Source organism: Dasania sp. GY-MA-18, from assembly GCF_024734385.1.
GTDB lineage: Bacteria > Pseudomonadota > Gammaproteobacteria > Pseudomonadales > Dasaniaceae > Dasania > Dasania phycosphaerae.
In genome coordinates this window covers 249,889-275,151 of sequence record NZ_JANHAP010000001.1, presented here as the reverse complement: position 1 = coordinate 275,151, position 25,263 = coordinate 249,889, and the positions used below count along the sequence as shown (strand labels likewise).

20 protein-coding genes are annotated in these 25,263 nt (G+C 46.4%); 13 read left to right on the top strand and 7 right to left on the bottom strand.

What is annotated here, in order from left to right:
* Window position 1: 1 nt before the first annotated feature.
* The 4 genes from NO559_RS01230 to gmd are packed head-to-tail and all read left to right on the top strand — an operon-like array spanning window position 2 to window position 4,082.
* On the top strand, window positions 2–835 hold the full coding sequence (locus tag NO559_RS01230) for a glycosyltransferase family 2 protein (protein ID WP_258329943.1): 834 nt from the start codon (window positions 2–4) through the stop codon (window positions 833–835).
* On the top strand, window positions 832–2,067 hold the full coding sequence (locus tag NO559_RS01225; RefSeq protein WP_258329942.1) for a class I SAM-dependent methyltransferase: 1,236 nt from the start codon (window positions 832–834) through the stop codon (window positions 2,065–2,067). Before NO559_RS01230 ends, NO559_RS01225 begins: the two co-directional genes overlap by 4 nt.
* The gene (locus NO559_RS01220; protein ID WP_258329941.1) at window positions 2,067–3,014 is read left to right on the top strand and encodes a GDP-mannose 4,6-dehydratase; all 948 of its coding nucleotides are present in this window, start codon (window positions 2,067–2,069) and stop codon (window positions 3,012–3,014) included. The genes NO559_RS01225 and NO559_RS01220 overlap by 1 nt, the downstream gene beginning before the upstream one ends.
* Entirely contained in the window at window positions 3,015–4,082 is a 1,068-nt protein-coding gene (gene gmd / locus NO559_RS01215) for a GDP-mannose 4,6-dehydratase (protein WP_258329940.1), read from the top strand.
* A 19-nt stretch (window positions 4,083–4,101) separates the two neighbouring features.
* Here the strand turns inward: gmd and NO559_RS01210 are convergent, their stop codons facing one another.
* Complete coding sequence (locus NO559_RS01210; protein WP_258329939.1) at window positions 4,102–4,833, bottom strand: class I SAM-dependent methyltransferase; 732 nt, start codon at window positions 4,831–4,833, stop codon at window positions 4,102–4,104.
* 39 nt (window positions 4,834–4,872) lie between these two features.
* Window positions 4,873–7,380, bottom strand: coding sequence for a 6-hydroxymethylpterin diphosphokinase MptE-like protein (locus NO559_RS01205; protein ID WP_258329938.1), 2,508 nt, complete (start codon window positions 7,378–7,380; stop codon window positions 4,873–4,875).
* 257 nt (window positions 7,381–7,637) lie between these two features.
* Here NO559_RS01205 and NO559_RS01200 point away from each other — a divergent pair, with 257 nt between their 5' ends.
* From NO559_RS01200 to NO559_RS01185, 4 genes are all read left to right on the top strand, one after another.
* Window positions 7,638–9,830: a bifunctional diguanylate cyclase/phosphodiesterase gene (locus tag NO559_RS01200; RefSeq protein ID WP_258329937.1), complete on the top strand. Its 2,193-nt coding sequence runs from the start codon at window positions 7,638–7,640 to the stop codon at window positions 9,828–9,830.
* Between the two features lie 230 nt (window positions 9,831–10,060).
* Window positions 10,061–11,500 carry a sigma-54 dependent transcriptional regulator gene (locus tag NO559_RS01195; protein ID WP_258329936.1) on the top strand — a complete coding sequence of 480 codons (1,440 nt, stop codon included), beginning with the start codon at window positions 10,061–10,063 and terminating at the stop codon, window positions 11,498–11,500.
* A 244-nt stretch (window positions 11,501–11,744) separates the two neighbouring features.
* Window positions 11,745–12,962, top strand: a complete 1,218-nt coding sequence (locus NO559_RS01190) for a PAS domain-containing sensor histidine kinase (RefSeq protein WP_258329935.1) — start codon at window positions 11,745–11,747, stop codon at window positions 12,960–12,962.
* Window positions 12,959–14,383: a sigma-54 dependent transcriptional regulator gene (locus NO559_RS01185; RefSeq protein WP_309149047.1), complete on the top strand. Its 1,425-nt coding sequence runs from the start codon at window positions 12,959–12,961 to the stop codon at window positions 14,381–14,383. The genes NO559_RS01190 and NO559_RS01185 overlap by 4 nt, the downstream gene beginning before the upstream one ends.
* A 109-nt stretch (window positions 14,384–14,492) precedes the next feature.
* On the opposite strand, the gene NO559_RS01180 is transcribed toward NO559_RS01185, so the two are convergent.
* Window positions 14,493–14,945 carry a hypothetical protein gene (locus NO559_RS01180; RefSeq protein WP_258329934.1) on the bottom strand — a complete coding sequence of 151 codons (453 nt, stop codon included), beginning with the start codon at window positions 14,943–14,945 and terminating at the stop codon, window positions 14,493–14,495.
* A 428-nt stretch (window positions 14,946–15,373) separates the two neighbouring features.
* On the opposite strand from NO559_RS01180, the gene NO559_RS01175 reads away from it, so the two are divergent.
* The 5 genes from NO559_RS01175 to NO559_RS01155 all read left to right on the top strand — a co-directional run bounded on the left by NO559_RS01175 (window position 15,374) and on the right by NO559_RS01155 (window position 20,694).
* A complete protein-coding gene (locus NO559_RS01175) occupies window positions 15,374–16,825 on the top strand; it encodes a hypothetical protein (RefSeq protein WP_258329933.1) in 1,452 nt (483 codons plus the stop codon).
* Between the two features lie 229 nt (window positions 16,826–17,054).
* Window positions 17,055–17,261: a cold-shock protein gene (locus tag NO559_RS01170; RefSeq protein ID WP_258329932.1), complete on the top strand. Its 207-nt coding sequence runs from the start codon at window positions 17,055–17,057 to the stop codon at window positions 17,259–17,261.
* A 1,514-nt stretch (window positions 17,262–18,775) separates the two neighbouring features.
* Complete coding sequence (locus tag NO559_RS01165; protein WP_258329931.1) at window positions 18,776–19,297, top strand: hypothetical protein; 522 nt, start codon at window positions 18,776–18,778, stop codon at window positions 19,295–19,297.
* 110 nt (window positions 19,298–19,407) lie between these two features.
* The gene (locus NO559_RS01160; RefSeq protein WP_258329930.1) at window positions 19,408–19,869 is read left to right on the top strand and encodes a hypothetical protein; all 462 of its coding nucleotides are present in this window, start codon (window positions 19,408–19,410) and stop codon (window positions 19,867–19,869) included.
* A 114-nt stretch (window positions 19,870–19,983) separates the two neighbouring features.
* Entirely contained in the window at window positions 19,984–20,694 is a 711-nt protein-coding gene (locus NO559_RS01155) for a DUF4145 domain-containing protein (RefSeq protein ID WP_258329929.1), read from the top strand.
* 310 nt (window positions 20,695–21,004) lie between these two features.
* Here NO559_RS01155 and NO559_RS01150 read toward each other — a convergent pair whose 3' ends face one another.
* The 4 genes from NO559_RS01150 to NO559_RS01135 all read right to left on the bottom strand — a co-directional run bounded on the left by NO559_RS01150 (window position 21,005) and on the right by NO559_RS01135 (window position 25,242).
* Window positions 21,005–22,468, bottom strand: a complete 1,464-nt coding sequence (locus tag NO559_RS01150) for a DEAD/DEAH box helicase (protein WP_258330190.1) — start codon at window positions 22,466–22,468, stop codon at window positions 21,005–21,007.
* 254 nt (window positions 22,469–22,722) lie between these two features.
* Window positions 22,723–23,352, bottom strand: a complete 630-nt coding sequence (locus NO559_RS01145) for a DUF3313 domain-containing protein (RefSeq protein ID WP_258329928.1) — start codon at window positions 23,350–23,352, stop codon at window positions 22,723–22,725.
* A 95-nt stretch (window positions 23,353–23,447) separates the two neighbouring features.
* Complete coding sequence (locus NO559_RS01140; protein ID WP_258329927.1) at window positions 23,448–24,263, bottom strand: enoyl-CoA hydratase-related protein; 816 nt, start codon at window positions 24,261–24,263, stop codon at window positions 23,448–23,450.
* Between the two features lie 79 nt (window positions 24,264–24,342).
* Window positions 24,343–25,242: a hydroxymethylglutaryl-CoA lyase gene (locus NO559_RS01135; protein ID WP_258329926.1), complete on the bottom strand. Its 900-nt coding sequence runs from the start codon at window positions 25,240–25,242 to the stop codon at window positions 24,343–24,345.
* Between the last annotated feature and the right edge of the window lie 21 nt (window positions 25,243–25,263).

Sequence of the window (25,263 nt, the reverse complement as noted above, 5' to 3'; positions counted from 1 at the left end):
CATGCATAATATCTCAGTGGTTGTTTGCACTAAAAACGAAGGCGCACGAATCGACGATTGCTTGCAAAGTGTTTTAATGAATAATCCTAGCGAGATAATAGTAGTTGATGGTATGTCTGCAGATGATACTGCCGAAAGAGCAAGGAAATACGCCGATAAGGTAATAGTTTCTAAGGCAGGAAGTTTATGTGCAGATAGGCAGGTGGGTATTGATAATGCATCATGTGAGTTTATTGCTATGATTGATGCTGATCATAGGTTAGAGAAAGGCTCTTTGTTAGCTTTAGTAAATGATTTGCATGAGCTTGACTTAGATATGGTTCAAAGTCAGCTTAGAATGTATCAAGTTAAAGGGTTTTGGGATAAGGCTGAAGATGAAATGTGGCAGCTCAATCATAACCATGTTGGCGAAAAAGAAATGATTGGTACTGCGCCAGCTATTTATAAAAAAGAGATATTTCAACAGGTTAGATTTGAGCCGGAAACTACACCAACTATTGATGATACTGATTTTATATACCGCTTAAAGCGAGACACTAATTTTAAAATAGGTGTAGGGCGCGCAACGGTTATGCAGCATCACTTTTCAAGTTTTCATGATTATTATAAAAAATTTATGTGGTATGGCTATGGTGATGGTGAATTTTGTCGTAAGCATCCATCGCGAGCCTTAAGCATGATTTACCATCTTGCTATTCGTTATTCCTTTATTTATCCAATAAAAGCTTTGGTAAAGGGGAAATTTAATGCCTCGCTATTCTGTTGCATACAAGGGCTGGTTAGAATAGCTGGCTTATTAAAATATTTTTTATTTTCTGGGCGGTCTGCAACGTGACGTACACAATAATAGATGGCTGTAGAGTTTGTGGCACTAAAGATTTGGAGGAGATACTGGTTCTTCCTGATCAAATGCTGACAGGTGTGTTTCCATCAGAAAAAAATTCGGCTATTAGTTCTGGACCTATGACTTTGGTAAAGTGTACTAATTCTGCCTGCTCGCTACTTCAGTTAAAAGAAAGTTATTCACTTGATGAAATGTATGGCGACAATTATGGATATAGATCTGGCTTGAATGCTAGCATGGTTGGCCATTTAAAAAATAAAATTACGACGCTGTCATCTCTTGTTGAGTTGCGAGATGGAGATTTGGTGATAGATATCGGGAGTAACGATGGTACTAGTTTAGGTTTTTATCCTTCGAACTTACGTAGAGTAGGGGTGGATCCTTGTGCAGAAAAGTTTAGGGAATACTATGGAGAGGGTATAGAAATTGTTGATGACTTTTTTGATCAGGCGGTGATTACCCCTGTCGTAGGAGATCAAAAGGCAAAAATAATAACGTCGTTTTCAATGTTTTATGACCTTGAGGATCCAGTTTCATTTGCTGCTACCGTTGCAGCTTTGATAGCTGATGATGGTATTTGGGGGTTTGAGCAAAGCTATATGCCCTCTATGTTGAAGAGCGTTTCTTACGATACGATTTGTCAAGAGCATTTAGAGTATTATGGGCTTTTGCAAATAGAATATATTTTGCAAAAAGCGGGGTTGATTGTACTTGATGTAGAGTTTAATGATGTTAATGGCGGTAGCTTTTCAGTTGTAGCAGGAAAACCTTCTAATATCTTTAAGGTTGATAAAGAAAAGCTGGATGGCTATAGGCGTAATGAAACTAAGTTGCTTGGTGAAGGTGGTGGTGCCTTTAATAAATTCAAACAAGAGGTTGTTCGATCTAAGTCTGAAGTACTTAGCTTTGTAAGAGCTGCGATGGCGCGAGGCGAGAGGATAGCAGCCTTAGGTGCGTCGACTAAAGGTAATGTTTTATTGCAGTATTGTGGGCTTACTGAACAAGAAATCGAATGCGTAGGGGAGGTGAATGAAGATAAATTTGGTAAATATACCCCCGGAAGTTTCATTCCTATAGTGAGTGAGGACGAGGCTTTAGCGCAGGATTATGACTACTATCTAATATTACCATGGCATTTTAGAGAGTTTTTTATTAATAATAAAAAGTTTCAAGGCAGAACGCTGGTTTTTCCTCTGCCATCACTTGAGCTAGTTAAGCTGTAATGTCAGTAGCCGTTATTATAGGTAGCGCTGGTCAGGATGGTAAGCTGTTGTCGAAGTTATTGCTTAGCAAAGGCTATCGCGTTATAGGTTTTGAAAGGGAGGGTGTTGAAGGTCAGCCTATAGAGAAAGATTTCTGCCTTATCACGCGTTTAACGCAGATATTAGTCGCTGAAAATGTGTCATGTTTATATTATTTTGCCGCTTACCATAATTCATCATCGGATGTACTTGATACACCTTTAGATTTGATTCAGTCTAGTTTTAAGGTCAATACTTTATTGTTTTCACAGGTTTTAGAGGCTGTCAGGGTCCATGCAGCTAGCACTAAGGTTTTTTATGCCGGGTCTTCCCATATGTATGGCGATGTGCCGCAGGCTAAGCTTTCTGAGTCAGATCCTTTTCGGCCAAAAAATGTTTATGCAATATCGAAGGTGGCCGCCTCTGAGATAGCTGAATATTATAGAGATCACTTTAGCTTGTTTGTTACCGTAGGCATTATGTTTAATCATGAGTCGCATTATCGAGATGATAGGTTTTTAACGAAAAGTATTATTAAGTCGGCTATTAATTTGCAGAAAGCCTCAGGGTCAGAAAAAATTAAAATAGCAAATCCCATGGCTAAGGTGGACTGGGGCTACGCACCGGATTATATGGAGGCTGTCTATGAAGTGATGCAGCTTTCTTCCTCTGGCAACTTTAATATTGCTAGCGGTGAAGCGCATAGTGTAGAGGAATTCACTCGTATAGTGCTTGAATGTTTTAATCTTGACTATGAGTTATGTGTGGAAATTTCTGGGTCTCTCAATACGGAGCATCCTATATATATTGGTGAGACTAAGAAGATATATGAGTGCACAGGGTGGCGATACACTCGTAGTTTCGAAAGCTTTGTTAAGCAACTGGTTAAGGATGTTGTTGATAATAATGACGAAAAAAGGTCTACATAAATGAATAAGGTTGCATTGATAACAGGTATAACGGGTCAAGATGGAGCTTATTTGGCGGAATTTTTGTTGGAAAAGGGATACCAGGTTCATGGTCTTAGGCGCCGTGTATCGCTATTTAATACGGCGAGGATTGATGACTTAATCGAGGATCGGTCTGGATTGGGTAAAAATCTTTTTTTACACTATGGGGATATGACGGATTCAACAAGTATTATTGGTCTTATCAATAAAATTAAGCCAGATGAGATTTATAATCTGGCAGCTATGAGTCATGTGCATGTTAGTTTTGATACACCTGAGTATACTGCCAACGCGGATGGCCTGGGTACTTTAAGATTGCTGGAAGCTGTCAAGCTGCTTAACATGGAAGATAAAACCCGTGTTTATCAGGCAAGCACTAGCGAGCTGTATGGGAAGGTACTTGAAACTCCTCAAACAGAGACTACACCTTTTTACCCACGTAGCCCTTATGGCGTGGCTAAAATTTATGCTTATTGGATAACGGTTAACTATCGTGAAGCTTATGGTATTTTTGCTAGCAATGGCATTTTGTTTAATCACGAGAGTCCTTTGCGTGGTGAAATATTTTTAACACGAAAGGTTACCAGAGCTGTTAGTAAAATGGCTCATGGCCTACAGAAAACCTTGGTGTTAGGTAACCTCAATGCGATTCGAGATTGGGGGCATGCAAAAGATTATGTGGACGCCATGTGGCGTATTCTCCAGCATAATGAGCCAGATGATTTTGTTATTGCGACAGGTGTGCCAGCTTCGGTTAGAGATTTTGTGGTATTGGCTTTTCGTTATATTGGTATTGAGTTAGCTTTTGAAGGTGCTGGTGTTGACGAAGTCGCTAAAATTTCATCTATGGAGCATCCGCTACAAGGCTTTGCTGTAGGCGATGTTGTGGTCACTGTCGATAAGCGTTATTACCGGCCTACTGAGGTGGATGCCTTGGTAGGTGATGCAAGCAAGGCAAAATCCTTATTAGGTTGGGAGCCTAAATATGATTTGCAATCATTGGTAAACGACATGATGGCTGCGGATATGGAGTCTGAAAAGCCTTAAGTTGTTTGGGGCTGAGAATTTATTCTGTTTTTGTGGGGGTGGTGAAATACTCTTCAGGATATGTCTCAAGATAAGCGTATTGCTTTTCAAATATAACCATTTTTCTAGCATAGTAATTTAAAGGGTTGTGCTTAAATGTGTTGATGTCCTGTTCGGATATCGCAGTCTTAACACCAGTTTTTGGGTCCACCCACCAACATGAGGAGCCTATTTTATTGGCTATGCCAGAGGCCATTATTATAGGCTCAAAGTCCATTTTATAGGTGTATAGCCTTTCGTCGTGTGAGTATAGAGTTCTGTAATCTTTTTTGGCAATAAAGTCCATGATGATTAAATGCTTTTTGCATACCCTTAGCAGTTCCCCTAGGGTTTGTAGGTATTCATTTCTCCCTACCCAATGCAATGCTGACCACATGACGACAAGGTCGAAGGAGTCTGTATCAAAGGGAAGTTGATGGCTGCTGGCCTGTGTAAAGTTTAAATGCTCAGTGGATGCGTATTTTTTATTTAATAAAGCAACGGCTTCTTTTGACGGTTCTACCCCTGTTCCTGTGCAAGTGTAACGCTGGCACAGCGAAGATAATGCTTTGCCATTACCGCAGCCAACATCCAATATTGATGTTGGAGAGAAGTTGTCTGGTAGCGGCTCTTCGGTAAAAGAATAATCCTCGGTGTTTATATTTAGATAACTCTCAACGTATCTTTTGGATTCTTTTATGAATTCATTTGTTTGGTCTACCAATGGGGTCACCTTTAATTACCTTGGTTCAAGAGCTGCGATAAATTACAGTTAGGAAATTGTTGACTGCCTGATTTTTTCAACGTAACTTTGAGCGGCTTCATTGCTTGGGTCATGTTCTATGATATGGTCAAACACCATGCTTGCTAATTCTATTTCATTTATTTCATGGTAAAGTTTGCCTAGTGAGAACCAAACAGGTATGTCATCGGGGTAGTCTTTTAAATATTCTGTATATGTAAATATTGACTTTTCATATTTGTTTTGTAGTTTTAAAAATTCCGCGTAATGTGGCGTGAACATTTGTGATTTTTCGGATAGTCTTTCTAGGGCTGTTTCTGCTTTATCTTTTTCTAGTAAATCTATGCTTAGTGTTAACATTACCTTAAGTGCTTGTTCTTGGGTTTCTTCTTCGAGTACTTTTTCAAGTTCATCGAGCGAGGCTTGGCTTTTACCTTCAATGGCTAATATGTAGCCTGAACATAAGTGTTGTAAAGAAACCGCTTGCTCATTTTGATTTTTGAGCTGACTTAAAGCTTCTCGCATATTTATTAAGCCTTCTTTGTTCTTTTGTAGCATCATTTTATCAAGTTTAGCTCTGACGCCGTCTAAAGAGGTGGATTTTTTACACTCATTTCGCCACTCCATGTTCTCTGTAACCAGTATCTTTTCAAAGTCCTCGACCATGTCTTGTAGTTGTTTTTTTGTATCCTCGTCAAGATTTTTGTACTCTTCTTGATGTCTCGTAATCCATAATTTGGATCTGCCAGGCTGTCCGTCCTCTTGCCATTGTTTTATTGAATGGCTTAAGTCTACAGGTGATTTTTCTTCGGCAACTCTGGATTGGGTTCTTTTGAGTGTTTTCTTTAACAGCTTTCTGAATTCTGTAATGGATTCTATTATTGCGTTGTAATAAAGATTTCTGCTTAATTCTAATTCTTTTTCTTTCCAATCTTCTGTTACTGCTGGTTTAATGAATTCTCTAAAAAAAATAGATCCGTAAGATTGAAGTAGAGCGGTTTCTGATGGGTATTTTTCGCTGAGTTTTTTATGTATTTTTGCTAATTTTATATTTGTTTTTTTGTTGAATTCATTGTCTTTGTTCTTTTTGAAAAGCTGTTGGTTTTCTTTAAGTGCGTCTTTTGCTAAGGATTCAATTTCACCAATTATGTTAATGTGTTTTTCTATTTCTCGAATAACAGTTAAATTGTCAGATTTGTTTGTTGTGGGGCAATAGCTAGGTATGTGTTTGTCAATAATGTCCCATATGCTATCTTCAACTGCTTCAAATTCAATGTTTTCAGGCTTTATGTGGGCTATGTTTTTAATTTTTACTGCGGTTTCTGACAGATTTATAAGTTCTGTGCCGTTCTCTTTGGCATATTCAGCCTGTCCTTTTAGTAGCTTTGTTGCATAAACAAATTGCATGTCAGTGAATGCTTTCTCCCCTTCATAGGTTTCTACCCACTGCCCCTCATTACTTAGGAATGGGCCGGCATCAGCTTCTTCGCTTCCTTTTGTATGAGTAACGCCATTTTTTGAATAACATAAATCTACACCAGCTAATAACACTCTTTTAAAGCCTATGTTGACGGCGGCCATAAGCGCTGTGTTTGTTACTGTTGGTCCATGGGGCATGATATTTTCTTTTTCATTCTTGCTTTCCCAAGGGTATCTTGGCCCCAAATAGGCGCATTTGCCATGCCATTGTGAAATGAGTTCTGCGTTAGCATGATTTGAATAGACAAATAAAACCTTTTCTGGAAGGGTGAAAAGTTTTTTGGCTAGGTCAAAACTCACAATGTCGGGATCGACTGAAAATACCATGTGAGGGATTATCCCTGCATTGAGTATTTCTTTAGCTATTCTGGATACGGCTATAATTACCAAGTTTTCTTTATTGTCCCTAATCCAGGGTAGGTGATTGTCTAAAGAGGGGCCGCCACCAAGAATGATACAGGTTTTATTTTTGAATTTACCATTAAGTAAATAAAACGGGTTGTAATTTTCTGAAATAAGCTTTAATTGGTGAGAAATAAAGCGAGCGCTGGTGTCAGTGATTTTGATCGCGTAAACGGTAGATTCTAATTTGTTATTAATTTCTATATTTAATCGCTCGTATTCTTCTAGCGTGGGGTCAAAAGCGGCAATGGACTTAGTGAGTCGCAAGGTGTTGTCTAGTATGTAGGGGTCAATGTCTAGATCAACAGTTTTTTCCTCCCATTCATCTGGGGTGCATAGTATTAGTTGATTACTGTATTGTTCTAAATCAGGAACAAGGGTTTTGATGGTGTCTATTAGGCTATTGGGCTCAATAAATAAGAACCTGGAATCTTCAGGGATGCCGTGTTCGATAATGTATTTTATTAATAACCCTGAGTCAGTTCCTACAATAATGTGGAAGGTTCCTGTTTCCCAAAGCTCATTTTTAAATTGCTTCTGAAAAGCATGTTTTGAGCCATGGCTAGTGAAAACGTTTTTATTGATAGAGGGTAAATATTGTTCACCAAACTGATTGGTAGTAATTGCTAATGGAAGGCTGGGTTCTTGGTGGCTCATATAATCACTCTTTTGACGTTTTAGCGCTATTTTGCAAGATGCTTTTTCTTATTAAGCAATTACTATACCTGTTTTTCCGAAGGGAAGGTCATTTGCTTCATGAGGAATTATCGGTAAGATGCAAGTGCTGGTAATTACCATGATGTAAGCACCGTTGTTTTCTAATTATGCAAGCTGTTCTAGAGGGCGGCAAGTTGTTGATTTTTGATATAAACCGGCTTAACTGTATATATGGATAATAAACTAGGGGCATTACTTTGGTAGATACCACTCATCCGCCTACCAGCGAACAAGATCGTCCCATTATTCTCGTTGTAGAAGATAACCCTGTTGAACGCCAATTAGTCAGCAAAATACTGCGTAATGCTGATTTTGATGTTGTGGCAGTGGACTGTGGTGGTGTGGTGCTGGAGTCGGTAGAGACCTATCAGCCTGATTTAGTGCTATTGGATGCCTTGCTGCCCGATACCGATGGCTTTGATGTCTGCCGTGAGCTGCGCTCACATCCTAGAGGCTACTACCTGCCAGTGCTAATGCTAACTGGCCTTGATGATGTGGATTCTATTAACCGCGCCTATGAGGTGGGGTCCACCGACTTTTTCACCAAGCCCATCAATCACAGTATGTTAATACACCGCATACGCTACCACCTACGCTCTAGGGCGATGATGGATCAGCTGCGGGTAAGCACGCAATCGCTAGAAAACGCTCAGCTTATTGCCAGGCTAGGTTATTGGGAATATGACTTCGATAGAGAGCGTTTTAGCATTTCCAATGAAATGTTCAGCCTCTATGAGTTGGGGGCATCCTGTAGTCCCGACGATAAAGCCTTACTAGATAAACACTGCCACCCCGACGACAGGGAGTGGGTAGAGGCCGCGGTAGCCAGAGCGATTAAGCAGCGCAAAGAGGCCCGCATAGAGCATCGCTTTGTCACGCCAAAGGGGCAGGTGCATTACATAGAGCTGCATTTAAAGCTGATGCGCGATGAGCGCCACAACGAAAGTCATATGCTGGGCTTGGGTATAGACATTACCGCCCGTAAAGAATACGAAAAAGAGATACTGCGGCTGGCTTATTTTGACAGGCTTACCAGCCTGCCTAACCGTTCGCTATTAGAGCCCATGCTAGATCAGGCCATACCCCGCGCCCATGTTAACGGCAAATGCGTAGCGGTGATGACCTTAGATCTAGACTTGTTTAGCCGTATCAATAACTCCATGGGGCATGGCGCAGGCGATGAGGTGCTATTGCAGCTAACCGAACGCCTCAAGATGATGTTTAAGGTCGCCTCACCTGAAGTGGTATTAGAAAATCTTTCCACCACCAAAGAAACCATTAATGCTGCAGACAGCGATATTGTGGGGCGCATCGCCTCCGATACCTTTATCGCCATATTGCCCTTGGTGGACAGGCAGAGTCATCACGTCGCGGACTTTGCTGCCAAAGTTAAAGCCAGCTTTCAGCAGGCCTTTATTTACCGTGGCCAAGAGCTTTTTGTTACCGCTAGCATAGGCTATGCGTTTTCAGAATCGGGCAGCAGCCCCGCCGAAACGGTGATCCAGCAGGCTGATTTAGCCCTGCATGAGGCCAAGGCCGAAGGGCGCAACGAAATACGCCAGTACAGCGGTGAATTGGTGGCGAAAGTCTCCAGCCATTTATCCATCCAAGGGGACTTGCGTAGGGCCTTAGATAACAACGAATTTCAGCTGTATTACCAGCCTAAAATATCAACTCATGATCAAAGCGTCTGTGGCTTTGAGGCCTTGGTACGTTGGTTTCACCCCGTTAAAGGCATGGTACCCCCCGACCAATTTATTTCCGTGGCCGAGGATACTGGGCAAATTGTAGAGCTGGGCACTTGGGTACTGGAAACCGCCTGTGAACAGGCCAAGCTGTGGTTGGATGAGGGCCTGGTAACAGCCAAAATGGCGGTTAATGTTGCCGCTAGGCAGTTTAAAGAAAAAAATATTATCGATTTAGTACGCAAAGTCTTAAAACGCACCGGCCTGCCAGCCAGCAGCTTAGAGCTGGAAATGACAGAAGGGGTGTTAATGGCCGACCCCAATATCAGCAATATCGTGGCGGTGCTGCGTAGTGAGGGGGTTTCTATAGCGCTGGATGACTTTGGTACCGGCTATTCGTCCTTGAGTTACATTACGCGCTTCCCCATAGACACCATAAAAATCGATCGCTGTTTTGTGCAAGACATTACCCTAGGCTCCGATAAAGCCGCCATCGTATCAGCGGTGACTAACCTATCGCATACCCTAAACTTTAATGTGGTTGCTGAAGGGGTAGAGAGCGAAGAGGAGCTGGAGGTCATTAAAGCCCTAGAGTGTGACGAAGTTCAGGGCTATTACTACTGCAGGCCTATGTCGGCGGATGATGTTACCGAGTGGCTAAAGAACCGCCAAGCCCAGCCCGTGTCAGTCATTAGTGCCAATTAATTTACTAATCAGCACCGAAATTTCCAAAAATAGTGTGTCATTAAATTGACTGGCATGGCGTATTACGCTTTACTGCCCGTCATAAACACAGGTTGCCACCGATAAATGATAATGGGTTAAAAACCCGGCAGCCCGTGTTCAGTAATAGCCCATCGCTTCAAGTTTAGTATAGGTCTTAGTGCGCGTACTCTGCGGGCACTGGGGCTACTCATTAATAAGGTTAATAACCCATGTGGGAAGAAAATAGCGTTATTGTTGTTGATGACAATGAGCAGCGTAGGCATGACGCCACCGTCATATTAGATTTTTTGGGTGATAACCCGTTTAGCTACACCGGCGAGCAATGGCAGGCCTTAATCGCCAAAGACCAAGCCGATAGCGGTAAAATCAAAGCCCTAATACTGGGTGACAATAGCCGTGAGCCTTTGGCGCAGCGCCTGGCTGAGGCTAGGCAATGGGATATATCCTGCCCCGTTATTTTACTAGGCGAGCACAAGCTCGATAGCGTAGAGGATGAAGAGCTAAAGCATATCGTTATTGCCCAGCTTAGCTTTCCGCCTAGCTATAACAGCTTTATGGACTCCTTGCATCGCGCGCAAGTCTATCGCGAGCAATACGATATACGCGCCGGCCGGGTACGCCAGCGCGATGTGCAATTATTTCGCAGCCTAGTAGGCAATAGCCGCGAGCTACAGCGGGTGCGCGAAATGATTACCCAAGTGGCCGATAAAGAGGTCACCGTATTAGTAACGGGGGAATCCGGTACTGGTAAAGAGGTAGTAGCAAGAACCTTACACTACAACTCCAGCCGCAGAGATAAGCCCTTTGTGCCGGTTAACTGCGGCGCCATCCCGCGCGAATTATTAGAGAGTGAATTATTCGGCCACGAAAAAGGCGCTTTTACCGGTGCCGTTACTTCACGGGCCGGGCGATTTGAAATGGCCCAAGGCGGCACCCTGTTTTTAGATGAAATTGGCGATATGCCGCTGGATATGCAGGTCAAAATCTTACGTGCCCTGCAAGAGCGCAGCTACGAGCGGGTAGGGGGTAATAAAACCATTAAGGCAGATGTGCGTGTTATCGCCGCCACCCATCGCGACCTGGAAAAAATGATAGACGAGGGCGGCTTTAGGGAAGATTTGTATTACCGCCTCAACGTTTTCCCCATAGAGATGCCTGCCCTGCGCGAACGGGTAGAAGATATACCGATATTGCTTAACGAGCTCATCACCCGCATGGAAAACGAAAAGCGCGGCTCTATACGCTTTAACTCTGCGGCCATAATGTCGCTATGCCACCACGAGTGGTCGGGCAATGTGCGCGAGCTGGCCAACTTGGTGGAGCGCATGGCCATACTGTTCCCTTACGGTGTGGTGGGGGTGCAAGAGCTACCTAAAAAATTCCGCCATGTAGACCCGGGTAATGAAGACCTAGTCGTGCCAAAAGGTGAGAGCAGCGGCATGCCCACCATAGTCGACACCGACGCTACCGCCTTACTACCCGTTAATGGCATAGACCTAAAAGAGTACCTCACCCACCTAGAAAAAAGCCTAATCCAGCAAGCCATAGACGACAGCTGCGGCGTCGTCGCCCGCGCCGCCGAGCGCCTTAAAATACGCCGCACCACGCTGGTGGAAAAAATGCGTAAGTATGAATTACAGCGGAAGTAATCAGTCGCTAGTGAGTAGTCTCTAGTCGCTAGAATACTCGTGACTTCCCTCTAGAGACTAGCGACTGTCATCGCGCCAACTCCTTGACGAAGCCGCTCTTTAGCGGCTTTTTTGTTTTCTAACTCCTTGTTTTTATTGGGTTTTTAAAATGGGCATGGCCTTTGCAGTAGTACTGTCAACGCAGTAGCTGGAGCCAGATATTTGGCTTTGGTGTATTCACTGACATGATAGCTCTGGAGCGATAATGCCCGTAACCGCACTGACGACCCCACCCGTGGCCGACCTTTCAGCAAAGGGGGCCGCCGCCAATAATATTAGCGATGCCTTAGCGCTGTTTAATAGCGCTTCTACGCAATTGGCCGACAACTACCATGAGATGGAGCAGCGGGTAGACTCCCTTAGCGAGGAGCTACACCAGGTGGCCGAGCAGCGCTTGCAAGAGCTGCAAGAGAAGGAGCGGCTGTCCGATCACCTAGAGAGCCTGCTCAACGTATTACCTTCAGGGGTTATCGTTATTGATAACCGCGGCCGCATACGCGACTGTAACCCCGCTGCGATTACCTTTTTGGGCGAGCCGTTAATTGGCGAGTTATGGCGCGATGTGATTAGTAAAAACTTTTCCCCGCGCGGTGACGATGGCCACGAAATCTCCCTTAAGGACGGCCGTCGCGTCAGCTTAGCGACGCGCTCGCTGGAGAAGGACGGCGGCCAGCTTATCGTGCTCACCGATATGACCGAAACCCGCGAGCTGCAGCGCAATCTCAGCCGCCACAAACGGCTCTCGGATATGGGCCGCATGATGTCATCACTGGCGCATCAAATACGCACGCCGCTATCTGCTGCCATGCTGTATGCCGGTCATCTTTGTGACTCAGAGCTAAGCAAAGAGCAAAGCCAACGTTTCTCCGCCAAGATACTGTCGCGTTTAAATCACCTGGAGCAGCAGGTTAAAGATATGCTGATTTTTGTGCGTGGCGACGTCAAACTCACCGACGCCACCAGCATGCAGCAATTAATGGCCGACTTAGAAACCTCCATAGAGGTGGTCATGGATAGCGCACAAGCCAGCTACGAATTGCATAACCACTGCCCTGAGCTACAAGTGCAATGCAACCGTGAAAGCATGCTGGGGGCCTTGGTTAACCTAGTTAATAATGGCGTACAGGCGGTAGAGAGGCAGCCTGCCCATTTACTGATAGAGGTCACTCAAGCCAGTGCCGACAGCATTAGCATAGCCATAATCGATAACGGCCCTGGCATTAGTGAGCAGGCACTCGCTAACCTGGAGGAGCCCTTTTACACCACTAAGCCGCAAGGCACAGGCCTAGGTTTAGCGGTGGTGCGCGCGGTGGCACAAGCCCATCACGGCCAATTTAGTTTACGTTCAGAGCCCAATGGCGGTTGCCGCGCCACAGTGACGTTACCGTTGCTGGCCAGCCCCGCCGCAGGAGTCGCGCTATGAGTAAACCCCCAATGCTAAGTGCCAGTATTTTAGTGGTGGAAGACGATCGCGATTTACGTGAAGCTTTGGCCGATACCCTAGAAATTGCCGGCTGCAAAGTTACCCAGGCCGACAGCGCCGAGCAGGCGCTAACAATCCTGCCCAGGCAGGTATTTGATATGGTGGTATCGGATATCAATATGGGAGCAATGGATGGCATGGCCTTGTTAAAAGCCGTGCGCCAAGATTATCCCCAGCTGCCCATGCTGCTAATCACGGCCTACGGTAGCGTCAGTGCCTCGGTAGAGGCCATACGCAACGGCGCAGTGGACTACCTGGTCAAACCCTTTAAACCTCAGCTATTGGTAGATACTGTCAGCCGCTATGTAGGCGTGGCCAGCCCCAGCGATGATGAGGGACCGGTGGCGGTAGAGGCCTCCAGCCTACAGCTACTGCAATTGGCTAAGCGGGTGGCCGCTACGGATTCCACCGTATTGATCTGCGGCGAGTCAGGTACCGGTAAAGAGGTATTGGCCCGTTATATACACCAGCAATCCAGCCGTGCTCAGCAACCCTTTATTGCCATTAATTGCGCTGCCATACCCGAAAATATGTTGGAAGGCATGTTGTTTGGCCACGAAAAGGGCGCGTTTACCGGCGCTTACTCCAGCATGCCGGGCAAGTTTGAGCAGGCCAACGGCGGCACCTTGCTGCTAGATGAAATCTCAGAGATGGACATTAGCCTGCAAGCCAAATTGCTGCGGGTGATACAAGAGCGCGAAGTTGAGCGCTTAGGCGGCCGCAAAACCATTAGCCTGGATGTGCGCATTTTAGCTACGACTAACCGCCACTTAGCGGAAGAGGTGAGCAATGGCCGCTTTCGAGAAGATTTATACTACCGCCTTAGCGTATTCCCTTTAAACTGGCTGCCGTTGCGTGAACGCAGGCAAGATATACTGGCCATAGCCCAGCGGCTATTGAACAACCACACCCTAAAAATGGGTAGGGTCAACGCCAGCTTTGACCAGCAGGCCCAGCAAGCCTTAATTAACCACCCCTGGCCGGGCAATGTGCGTGAGCTAGATAACGTGGTGCAGCGCGCGCTGATTATGCAACCGGGTAATATCATTACTAGCGCCGACCTACGCATAGACCCCTTTGCACCGGCGGGCTTAGCCGCCAGCACCGTGAGTGCTGTAGCAGCCACCAGCGAGCAGCCAGCAGCAGACGATAGCAATGCGCTAGGCAGCGACCTACAGCGGCGGGAGTTTGAAATTATTTTAAATACCCTGCGCTCAGAAAACGGCTCACGCAAAAACACCGCCGAAAAACTGGGTATTAGCCCAAGAACACTGCGTTATAAAATTGCGCGTATGCGCGATTCGGGGTTTGATGTCGCCGGGGGCGACAGTGGTAAGCTGCAAGCGGCAAGCTATAAGTAAAATACAGTACGCTAGTTGATAGTCGCTAGATGCTAGCAAAAAATTCTAGGAGCTTTACAGTTAGGAACTGTGCAGCTAGGGGCTCTACAACTAGGAACTAGGTACTAGCCTAAACCGCTTTCGCCAATACGGCTTCTTCTTCAACCGCTATCTCTTCATGGTAAAGCTTATGCCAATAAGGGTTTAGTGGTTCAGTTTGTAACTTCTTTGCGTCGGCCTCGCTTTGTAAAAATATCATTAAAGCTATGGCGGTGCTGTAGCGCAGGTTGGTGATGAGTTCGCTATCGGGGTCTTTTAAAAACTGGTGTTGGCTGGCTAGGCCGCGCACTCGGCTGGCGAGGTCGGGCTGAAAGGCCAGGTAGTTGTCCCATACGCTGCGATGTTGGGCTGAGCTTATTTGGTATAAGCCTAAGCCTTGGTGGTCTACACAAAAGGGGTTGCCGGCGGATTCCTGCTTGGCCACGCCCAACAGCATATGTAAGGCCGCGGGTGAGTACATCTCTAAATAGTGAAGGGTGGGTGCTATCACGTGTTGGCATAGATGGGTGTTATCAATATTCATGTTAAGCCAGCCCTGTTGCTGTGCTGATGCCTTGCTATGGCTTTAACTAGTGCTTAGCCATAGTTATCGGCCGTTTTCTTATTCAAAGCATAAAATGTTCCGTTTTTTTATTGATTTCGCTAAGCGCAGCGGCGCTGGCTTTGCTTACTAACATTTTTGCTTTGTTATCTTTAGGTTTAGTCTGTATTGCTCACTAGTGCCAGTTTTTTTCTAAAAATTTTAAGGGCTTACACCATATACCTCGATTAATTCTTTTTATGGCCGCTAAGCTGCTGGTTTTAAAAGCTTAAGTTTTAACCGCGTGCTGCCAAAGACATTTTTGTCAGCAAAGCGTTGCCTAGTTCACGGCATGGGCAAATGTCAACGTATTCAATAGTCGGTGTTTCCACTAAAATGCAGTTTATTAGAGACGATTATAGGAGCTAGGCATGAACTACACGGACTCGCCGTTGTTGTTTTCCATAGCTGTAGGGCTGGCCGCGCTAGTCATCATGTATTTGTTCCGCATTCAGGCGCAGCGCCTAATAGAACAATTCTTTCGCGTATTACAAAAACAATTCCGTTTATTATCAAAGATTTGCATACGCTCCGAGCAGCGCGTCAGGCTGCGCCATTACGAAGTGACCAAGGCGCTGGTAGAGGTATTATCGCAGCGCCGGGTGCAGCGCCGCTATGGCGACATAGAGGCTAGGGTGGCAAAAGAGCTGGCCTACTATAAAGGCAAGTCCAAGGTGGTAAGCCAGCATCTACAAACCCTGCAAAAAGATTATGAAGACAGCGCCCATATACCGCCGCCTTCACCTGATTGGGTGGCCGCGGTAGAGTCTATCGCCCAAATTGAAGGTGATGAGCGCAATAGCGAAGTTATGGCCAAGATTTTGGCGGATATGCACAATACTGTGCAGTTACACCAGCAAGATGCCATGCGCGAACACCGCTGGAGTGTGAGCAACCGCCATAAGTTATTAGCCGAACTAGAGCCGCAGTGGCGCCGCCTGGGGCAATTACTGGCCGCCACTGAGAATAAAAGTGCCACCCTGCAACGAGATATACGCCGCCTAGACCAAGAGATGTGCCGCTATGAACTGTTAACCGCCGGCAATGGCCAGGGTTTTATGGCCTCGGTATTAGCGCGCTTTTTTCTAGCCAGCTTGTTAATGTTTATCGCCGCTTTGGTGGGGTTTTATAACAGCCAGTTGTTGCTACTGCCTTTTGCCCAACAGCTGGGCAGCAGCTTATCGCTGAGCTTGCCGGTGCTTACCATGCACAGCGCTATGTTGATTCTGGCGGCAGTCCTATTGTGCGAAACCACCGGTGCGACTCATATGTTGCCGCTACTGGCTCCACTTAGGCGCTGGCTTAAAAATAGCTTGGCGGCCATGGCCGGGTTAATGATTTTGGCGCTATCGCTGTTATCGGCCAGTTGGGCCGGCGGCATGGAAACTATGGCTGGGGTAATGCAGGCCGACCTGCAGCAGTGGTCCTTGGCCATCATGAGCTTTTTTGCCTGCTGGTTATTTGCCGCCGTGGTGATACCGCTGGAATACGCAGTACAAACCTTTAGGCCGGTGCTTAGCAGCAGCTTACAGCTGCTTTTATACTGCGCCAGCGTATTGTTTAGGGTGTTGGCCTCGCTTAGCGTTGAATTAGGGCGTTTAGTGATGCGGCTGTATGATGCCGTGATTTTTATCCCCCTACAGCTGGATGCAAAAATCAGCGCCCGCCTGCAGCAAAGCAAGCCTGGTGATAAAGCTGCGCTGGGTAGCGCGATCAGCGGTTTAGAGCCCACCAGTATGACTTTTAACGAGGAGCAGGTAGATTGCGGTAACGTCACCCAAATCGATTTTGCTGGCTATGCTAAAAAAGGTGAAGGGCAGTAGGCTGCTGCCTTATAAAACCCGCAAAATCAAAGGTTAGCTACGCTTTTACTCGTTGACTTAATTATTAAGCGCTATATAATCTACCTAGCTTGAAAGTACGTTTTTTACAATATGCACACCATTTCGATATTCGTTTAGATTCTCGTCCTGATTTCATAAGTAATAGCAACACTTCCAGCCCAACGGCCATTATTGGCTTTATTTACTTTTGAAAATTTAGGATATTATTATGTCTACTACTACTGGTACTGTTAAGTGGTTCAACGAATCTAAAGGTTTCGGTTTTATCGAGCAAGAAAACGGCCCAGACGTTTTCGCTCACTTCTCTGCTATCTCTGGTTCTGGCTTTAAAACTTTGGCTGAAGGCCAACGTGTTGAGTTCACTGTAACTCAAGGTCAAAAAGGCCCACAAGCTGAGAACATCGTAGCTATCTAATTAGGTCTCCTAATTTAGCTATAAGCAAACTCGCAAGGGTTTGGGAAAAGGGTAAGACTTCGGTCTTGCCCTTTTTTATTGTCTGGAGGTTTTGCTCTTTATAATTGTGGTGCTAGTGCTGGGCCGCTATTCTCGATCTAGTCATACCGGCCGCCGAGCCGGTATCTACTGTTTTTTCTTTTTTTGTTTGGCGTCGGGTTTTTGTTTCGCCCTGTTGGGCGAGTTACTTTGATTCTTTGGTTCGGGTCTATGATTAGAGTTGTTCAGCATAGTGGGGGGGTGTCGTGCCGGGCTTGACCCGGTACCCAATGTTTTAGTTTTCTTTATTGTTTTTTAATTGTGATCGTTACTGCCGTTCCGCCTTGCTGGGCGGGTTACTTTCATTTGATTCAAAAATGCTCTTCGCATTTTTTCACCCTGCGGGCGCCTTTTGACTACAGGCGTCCAAATTGCGATGCAATTTGTGCCTGCCCAAATGAAAGTAACCAAAGTAAAAGGCACCCCCTACTTCATTCGGCACATCCATGTGCCTCACCTAAAGGCAACACTGCGTGCTGTGCAAATTAGCTATCCTGCCAATTTGTCGTCGTCGGCTACGCCCCTATATATTTATAAATAAGCCTGTGCTACTCACACAAATTGCGCGCAATTTGGACGACCTTTAGGTCGCCCGCAGGGTGAAAAAACACCTCAGTGTTTTTGAATCAAAATAACGGCCGCTGCGGAACTCGCATTTTGAAGATACTCAATCTTCAAAACACTCAAACAGTCCTCGCTGCTTCGCGCCGTTATTTTCCTCCGTTGCTCGGCGACTCCCAAGGGGATCTTGGGTGCTTCGTAGTTGGTTTTTTTGTGGTGGTTTATTTTTATCGACTTTGATTCTTTGGTTCGGGTCTATGATTAGAGTTGTTCAGCATAAGGAGTAATGTTTGTCGTGCCGGGCTCCGACCCGGCATCTAGGCAACAGCTTTACACTCGCTGTGTTATTTTTTATTTTGATGATTGCTGCTTTTTCGCCCCGCTGGGCGGGTTACTTTCTTTTGATTCAAAAATGCTCTTCGCATTTTTTCACCCTGCGGGCGCCTTTTTACTACAGGCGTTCAAATTGCGGTGCAATTTGTGCTTGCCCAAATGAAAGTAACCAAAGCAAAGGGCACCCCTAGTACGTCGTCGGCTATGCCGATGCCCTGTGCTACTCACAAAATAACGGCCGCTGCGGAACTCGCATTTTGAAGATATTTAATCTTCAAAACACTCAAACAGTCCTCGCTACTTCGTGCCGCTATTTTCCTCCGTTGCTCGGCGACTCCCAAGGGGAATTGGGTGCTTCGTAGCAGGTTTTGGTGGAATGCTTGAGTTTTCAAGCTGGGGTTGTGAATAGTTTACATAAAAATGTCTAGATATAGGTGCCCGAAGCTGTGTATATTTAGGCGAAAATGGGTGGATATAGGTCAATTAGTTCAAATGTAGGCATAATGTCTAAATATAGCCATTCGAGTTAATAAAGCTGTTAGGTGAATAAAATCGTGCAACTATTAAATGGCATTTTATTAATCACTCTCGCAATCATGCTTAACGGTTGCGCAATCTCCATGGCAGGCAAAGATGAATTCATTGAGCTAGAGTCACAAGCTAATGAACTAAGTCATCAAGCCTTGTCTGCCAGCATGTCATGCCCCGGAAAAATGTATTCTATGATGGCGTTCATCTTAGTACCTCTACCGCCAATCATTCCTACTTATTGGGGTAATGAAGAATTATCTTACCTTTACATTACGGCCCCCAAAGACCATGAGCCAAACATAAGCATTACTAACTCTTCGGGGGTATCTATTTTAGCAATAACAAGCATTCTCAATAAAAGTGAAAATCACAAAAATAACACCAATATTGACTATTACTTTCATATTAACAAAGATTGCAGCGAGCTAGACGGCCACATAATAAACATTGCCATTGGCAATCAAACTTCAACTTATTATATTAAGTACTCCGATGGCAAAGTTAAATTTGAGTGGGCTTATCTAAGTGCGTAAACCACCTAACAATCATGGGCATGCACGCCCGCAAGCGGGCTGGACAACGGCTGCGCCGCTGCCCATGCCATAAGCGTTATATTTCATCAAATCAGAGACAGGAGTCTTAAGTGAAAGTTTTTACTATTATTTTTATAAGCCTTTTATCATCTTTAGTTACTGCAGAGCCAGCAAAATTCGAGCAATATGGATTTAGCATTGATTTACTTGATGATAAGCCTAGCCCTGCAGGCTCACAACCCTTACAAATGTTTTTACCTCCATCCAATGGCTTCGCTGCAAATGTGAACGTTCAAATACAAGCCTATCCTGGTTCAATTGATGACTACATAAAATTATCAGAAGCTCAATTTAAACAAATGGGTTTAACTATTGTTAGCTCAAGTAAAAATGATGACACTTTGCATTTCGAGTATTCAGGAAACATGAATGGGCAAAACCTTCATTTTTATGCCAAAGCAGTTAAACGTGGTAGTTATTTTTACCTAGCGACTGCAACTGACTCAAAAATCAATTGGCCAATGAATAAGTCCAAGCTAATTCAATCAGTAAACAGTTTTAAAGTCCCTTAATAATATAACAAGCTGCAGCACGTACAGCCCAGCAAGCTGGGCTCGGACCTCCACTGCGCGGTTTCACCGCTACGTTTCGGCCCGTGTGCAAGGCGTTAGCTCCAAAGGAACATCATGGCACATTTAAATGAACAAGAAGGATCTATCGTCAGCCATTGCCCTGGTTGTCGTGGAGGTAGAAGCACTTTCGAATGGAAAGTAGATGGCCGATCAATTGGGGCTCACGAAAGAAGAGAAGAAGACCGGCATTGGCGGGACTGCATCATCTCTTATAGATTGTTTAAATGCGCAGGCTGCGGAATGGGAGCGTTTGGAGTTATAAAATTTGGCGGAGGAGGAAACTATCCTGGATCTTATAATCGCCTTTTAAAATTCTTCCCAGAAAGTAAGCAGAGGTTATCCATACCTCGCTCAGTTCCGCAGGGTATCATAACTGAATTTCGCGAAGCCGAAACCTGCTTGGAAAGCCAGTGCATAAGGGCCGCAGCGGGGCTAATTCGATCGGTACTTGATAAAACACTACGTGCAAATGGGTATAAAACCAAACAAGAACCTAATTTGTACAAACAAATTGAAGCTGCCGCTGAAGATGGTGTAATAACCCAAGCGCGGAAGCGTAGGGCTCATGATGAAATTAGAGTTCTAGGCAATGACGTTTTGCACGACGATTGGCATGAAATACCAGAGGAAGATGTCGAGGCAGCGAGGCATTATTGTCAGAGAATACTTGAAGATTTTTATGATGATCGAGAATCTGTTCTAACCCTCTTGAGAGAAGCCGGAAGGATTCCCGAAGAAGATCGTGAGGTAGATGCTGAGGGGTAGAGCTAACAAGCGCGTGTTGTCGGACTGGTTTTCCGCTGCGCTCCAAACCAGCCGCTAATGCGGGCGTTACACGTTTTCTGAGATCGGAGCAAGATGCATAATTCACTAAGAAACAATGGCTGGTGGCTGACAAAATAGATATTGGAGATCTAGCTTGCATTTTGAATCAAAATAATGAACCCGCTCAGCAGGGCGAAACACATGCTAAGTTAAAAGCAAATTACTAAAAATAAAAAATAACACAGCGAGTGTAAAGCTGTTGCCTAGATGCCGGGTCGGAGCCCGGCATGACAGGGCAGTGCGGAAGGGTTTATCGATTACCGCTAACACTACCACCAGCCCCACTACGCTGCGGCCTACCACTATTAGGATTCGCCTTACGCGGACGATTAGCATTCTGCGGAGCCTGGCTACCGTTACCACCACCAGCCGGTTTATTGCTAGGCTTGCGGCGGCGATTATTATTGGGCTTGGCGGCGTTGTTGCCATCGCTATTGGCGTTTGCTCTACTGCGTTGGCCGGGGGCTTGGTGGCCTTGGGCCATTTCGCCCGAGCGTTGGCCATCGCGGTGGCCGCTGTGTGGTTTTTTGGGTTTTTTGGCTTTAAATGGTTTGGTGTTTAAACGCGACTCGGGCAGGGGGTGTACCGGTTCAAAACCCGCCATGCTTTTGCGAGGGATTAGGGCTTGTATTAGGCGCTCTATATCGGCTAGTAATTTAAATTCGTCGGCGCAGACTAAGGATACCGCTTCACCTTCGGCACCGGCGCGGCCGGTGCGGCCTATGCGGTGTACATAGTCTTCGGATACGTGGGGCAGTTCGTAGTTTACTACGTGGGGCAGCTGGTCTATGTCTATGCCGCGGGCGGCGATATCGGTGGCGACCAGCACTTGTACGCTACCGTCTTTAAAGTTGGCCAGGGCTTTAGTGCGTGCGCCTTGGCTTTTGTTGCCGTGTATGGCAGCGGCGGCAATACCGGCTGCATCTAACTGTTTGGTTAAGCGGTTGGCACCGTGTTTGGTTTTGCTAAACACTAACACCTGACGCCAATTGTTTTCTTTAATTAATTGAATCAATAAACTGGTTTTGCGGGTTTTATCTACGGGGTATACCGCTTGGGTCACGGTTTTGGCAGCGGCATTGCGCGGCGTTACCGAAATTTCTACCGGGTTGTGTACCAGGCCCTTGGCTAGCTCGCGTATCTCATTAGAGAAGGTGGCTGAGAATAAAAGGTTTTGCCTTTGCTTGGGTAATATCGCCAGGATTTTTTTAATGTCGCGAATAAAGCCCATGTCTAACATGCGGTCGGCTTCGTCCAGTACTAATACTTCTAGCTGCTTAAAGTTAACCGCGTTTTGATTGTATAAGTCCATTAGGCGGCCGGGGGTGGCGACTAAAATATCTACCCCTTTGCGCAGCTTCATCATTTGCGGGTTGATTTTTACGCCGCCAAAAACAACTGCAGATTTTAGCGGTAAGTTTTTGCCGTATAGGGCAACACTTTCGCCTACTTGGGCGGCTAGTTCGCGGGTGGGGGTAAGCACTAGGGCGCGGGCTTGGTTGCCTTGCGCTTTGGGGCCTTTGGAAAGTAGCTCTAACAGGGGCAGGGTAAAGCCTGCGGTTTTGCCGGTGCCGGTTTGGGCGGCGGCCATAATGTCTTTGCCTTCTAACACGGCGGGTATGGCTTGGGCTTGTATGGGTGAGGGGGTTTCATAGCCCTGCTCGGCTACAGCCTGGAGTATAGGGGCTGATAAGCCTAGTTCGGTAAACTTCATTAAGGTATCTCTGGTGGCGTCCGCGGCGATATAAGGTATGCCGGGTATTCGCATAGTGTGGCGCATGGGATTCGTGGCTGCGGCTATTAATGTTTGGCTAATAGCTACAGTTACCAAGACCGCCATGCTGGGGGCGTGCAGCTTACAGCAAGGTGGCCGCTAGCGCCATGTTTTACTGAGTTAGTGGTTACTTTGTGGTTTGCTAAGGGGAGGGGCAAAAAAGGGGCTGGTTAAGCCCCTTTGGTGATAGCTGTTTACTGGCTGGCGCTTTTTAGGCGGCTGCCCCAGCTTCTAAACTCGCGGTATACATCCTGCCAGTAGGTCACGCTGTTCATGCGGCTTAAGTTGTTGCTGTTGGTGCCTATATCGCCGGTTTTAAGCTTGTCGGTGGCGCGCAGCAGTACCTGTTGGCTATTGGCGTCTACCAGTTCGGTGGTAATCACCATGCGGCTGCTCTCTTGCACAAAGCTTTTGTCGGGTTGAATAATGCTGTTTTTAATGGGAGCCGTTAGGTAAAGCTCGCTAATGCTGCTGCGCACGATAAGCTGGCCTTGGGCATCATTGGTTTTGTCAAAACCAGCGCTAAAACCTTTGCGGGCGCGCTCTTGAAAATAGCCCATCTCCTTGTCGCTAAACTGAAAGTCTTTATCGCTTAGGTTGGGGAGCTTGTGTGGCCGGCGTTCGTCGCTATAGCTTAGCGGCATAGTCTCAAACTGTAGCGTGCTGTAGCGGCTAAAATCGGTGCCGGGGCGCAGGTATAAGGTATCAAAGTTAGATGGGCTGACTAGCTGTAAGCCATCGTCGGATTGTTGTGGCGCTGTACTGTGGGTCATGCAGCCGCTGAGTAGTAGCGCAGAGATGAGTGCTAAGCAGAGAGTTTTCATGGTCTTGGTCCTGCTGATAAGTGGGTGAGCTTATAGGGCTAGTATATGGACAGCTTCAGCGCTGCCAGGTTCACTGTTTGTGGCGGCGGTGCGCATTAATTACCTTGGAATTCAGGGCTGGTTTTGTCTAAAAAGCTGTTTACTGCACGCTGGTGATCACCGCTGTGGTGGCAGCTGGCTTGATAGCTGGAGCACAGGTCTAAAAAGTCGGCCAGCTCTAGGCGCTGGGCGCTTTTCATCAGTCGTTTGGTCATGCGCAAAGCCTGTGGTGGCTTGCTGGCAAAATTGGCGGCCAGCTCTTGGGCGCGGGGCAGCAATTCGTCGGCGCTGACTAACTCTAATAAAATGCCCAGCTCTTTGGCTTCCTCGGCTTTAATAAGCCTGCCGCTAAAGGTGAGTTCGGCAGCGCGTTGGTAGCCTACTAAACGTTGTAAAAACCAGGCGCCGCCATCACCGGGGATAATACCTAAGTTGATAAAGGTTTCGCCTAGCAGGGTGTGCTCTGAGCCTAGGCGTATATCGCACATGCAGCTAAGGTCAAAGCCTGCGCCTATGGCGGCACCATTTATGGCGGCGATGGTGGGGATTTCTATGCTGTGCATGGCCAAGCTAATACGCTGTATGCCGCGGCGGTAGTTTTCGGCAATCTCGGCGGGGGTGCCACCAAAGATGCCTTCGCCATCGCGCATTTCTTTAACATTGCCGCCCGAGCTAAAGGCTTTGCCGTTGCCGGTAATAATTAAACAGCTGACGCTATTATCGCGGTTAATCCATTCGACGGTATTGCAAATATCATCGATGAGAGTGGTGCCCGTTAGCGCATTGCGCACATCATCGCGGTTAAAGCTTAGGGTGGCGACAGCTTGGTTTAGCGTTAAAGTGGCATCGGTCAGTGTTGGCGCGGTGGACATAATAAAAGCCTATATACAAAGTTATTGTTGATAGTGGTAAGTAATCGCTGCTAATACTAGCAATTAATCGTTAGGCTGTTTAACGGCTTTTGGCGTTGGCGACTTTAGAGCCGCTGGGGCGTTGCAAAAACTCACTAATATAGTGGCCAGCGGTTAACAGTTTATCCAGCTTTACGCCGCTAGCGATGTTTAAACCGTTGAGCATATACAGCACATCTTCAGTGGCAATATTACCGCTGGCACCTTTGGCGTAGGGGCAGCCCCCTAAGCCCGCAATAGAGCTATCGACTACGTTAACGCCAGCTAATAAGGCGGCATAAATATTGGCTAAAGCCTGGCCGTAGGTGTCGTGAAAATGTACCGCCAGTTTGCTTACCGGCAGGCGTTGTTTGCAGCGGGCGATGAGTTCGGTAATTTGACCCGGCGTGCCTACGCCTATGGTGTCGCCCAGTGATATTTCGTAACAGCCCAGGGTAAAGAGCTGCTCGGCTATATCGGCTACGGCGGTGGCGCTGACCGCGCCCTCATAGGGGCAGCCTGCCACGCAGGAGATATAACCGCGCACCGGGATTTGCGCTTGTTGGGCAGCAGCTAATATGGGGGCGAAGCGGTTTAAGCTTTCTTGTATAGAGCAGTTAATATTTTTTTGGCTAAAGCTTTCTGAGGCGGCGGCAAAAATCGCCACCTCGTTGGCACCGGCGGCCATGGCGCGCTGGTAGCCCTGCATATTGGGGGTGAGGGCGGCGTAGGTGGTATTAGGGCGGCGGTTGATGCCTTGAAAAACCTGATCGCTGTCGGCCATTTGTGGCACCCACTTGGGGTTTACAAAGCTGCCCGCCTCTATGTAATTGAGGCCGGCATCGGTCAGTAGCTCTATCAGTTTAATTTTGACGGCGGTGGGTATGGTTTGTGATTCGTTTTGTAGGCCATCGCGGGGGCCTACTTCTACAATTTTTACGGTGCTGGGCAGGGTGCTCATGGAGTTTCTCTATATATTATT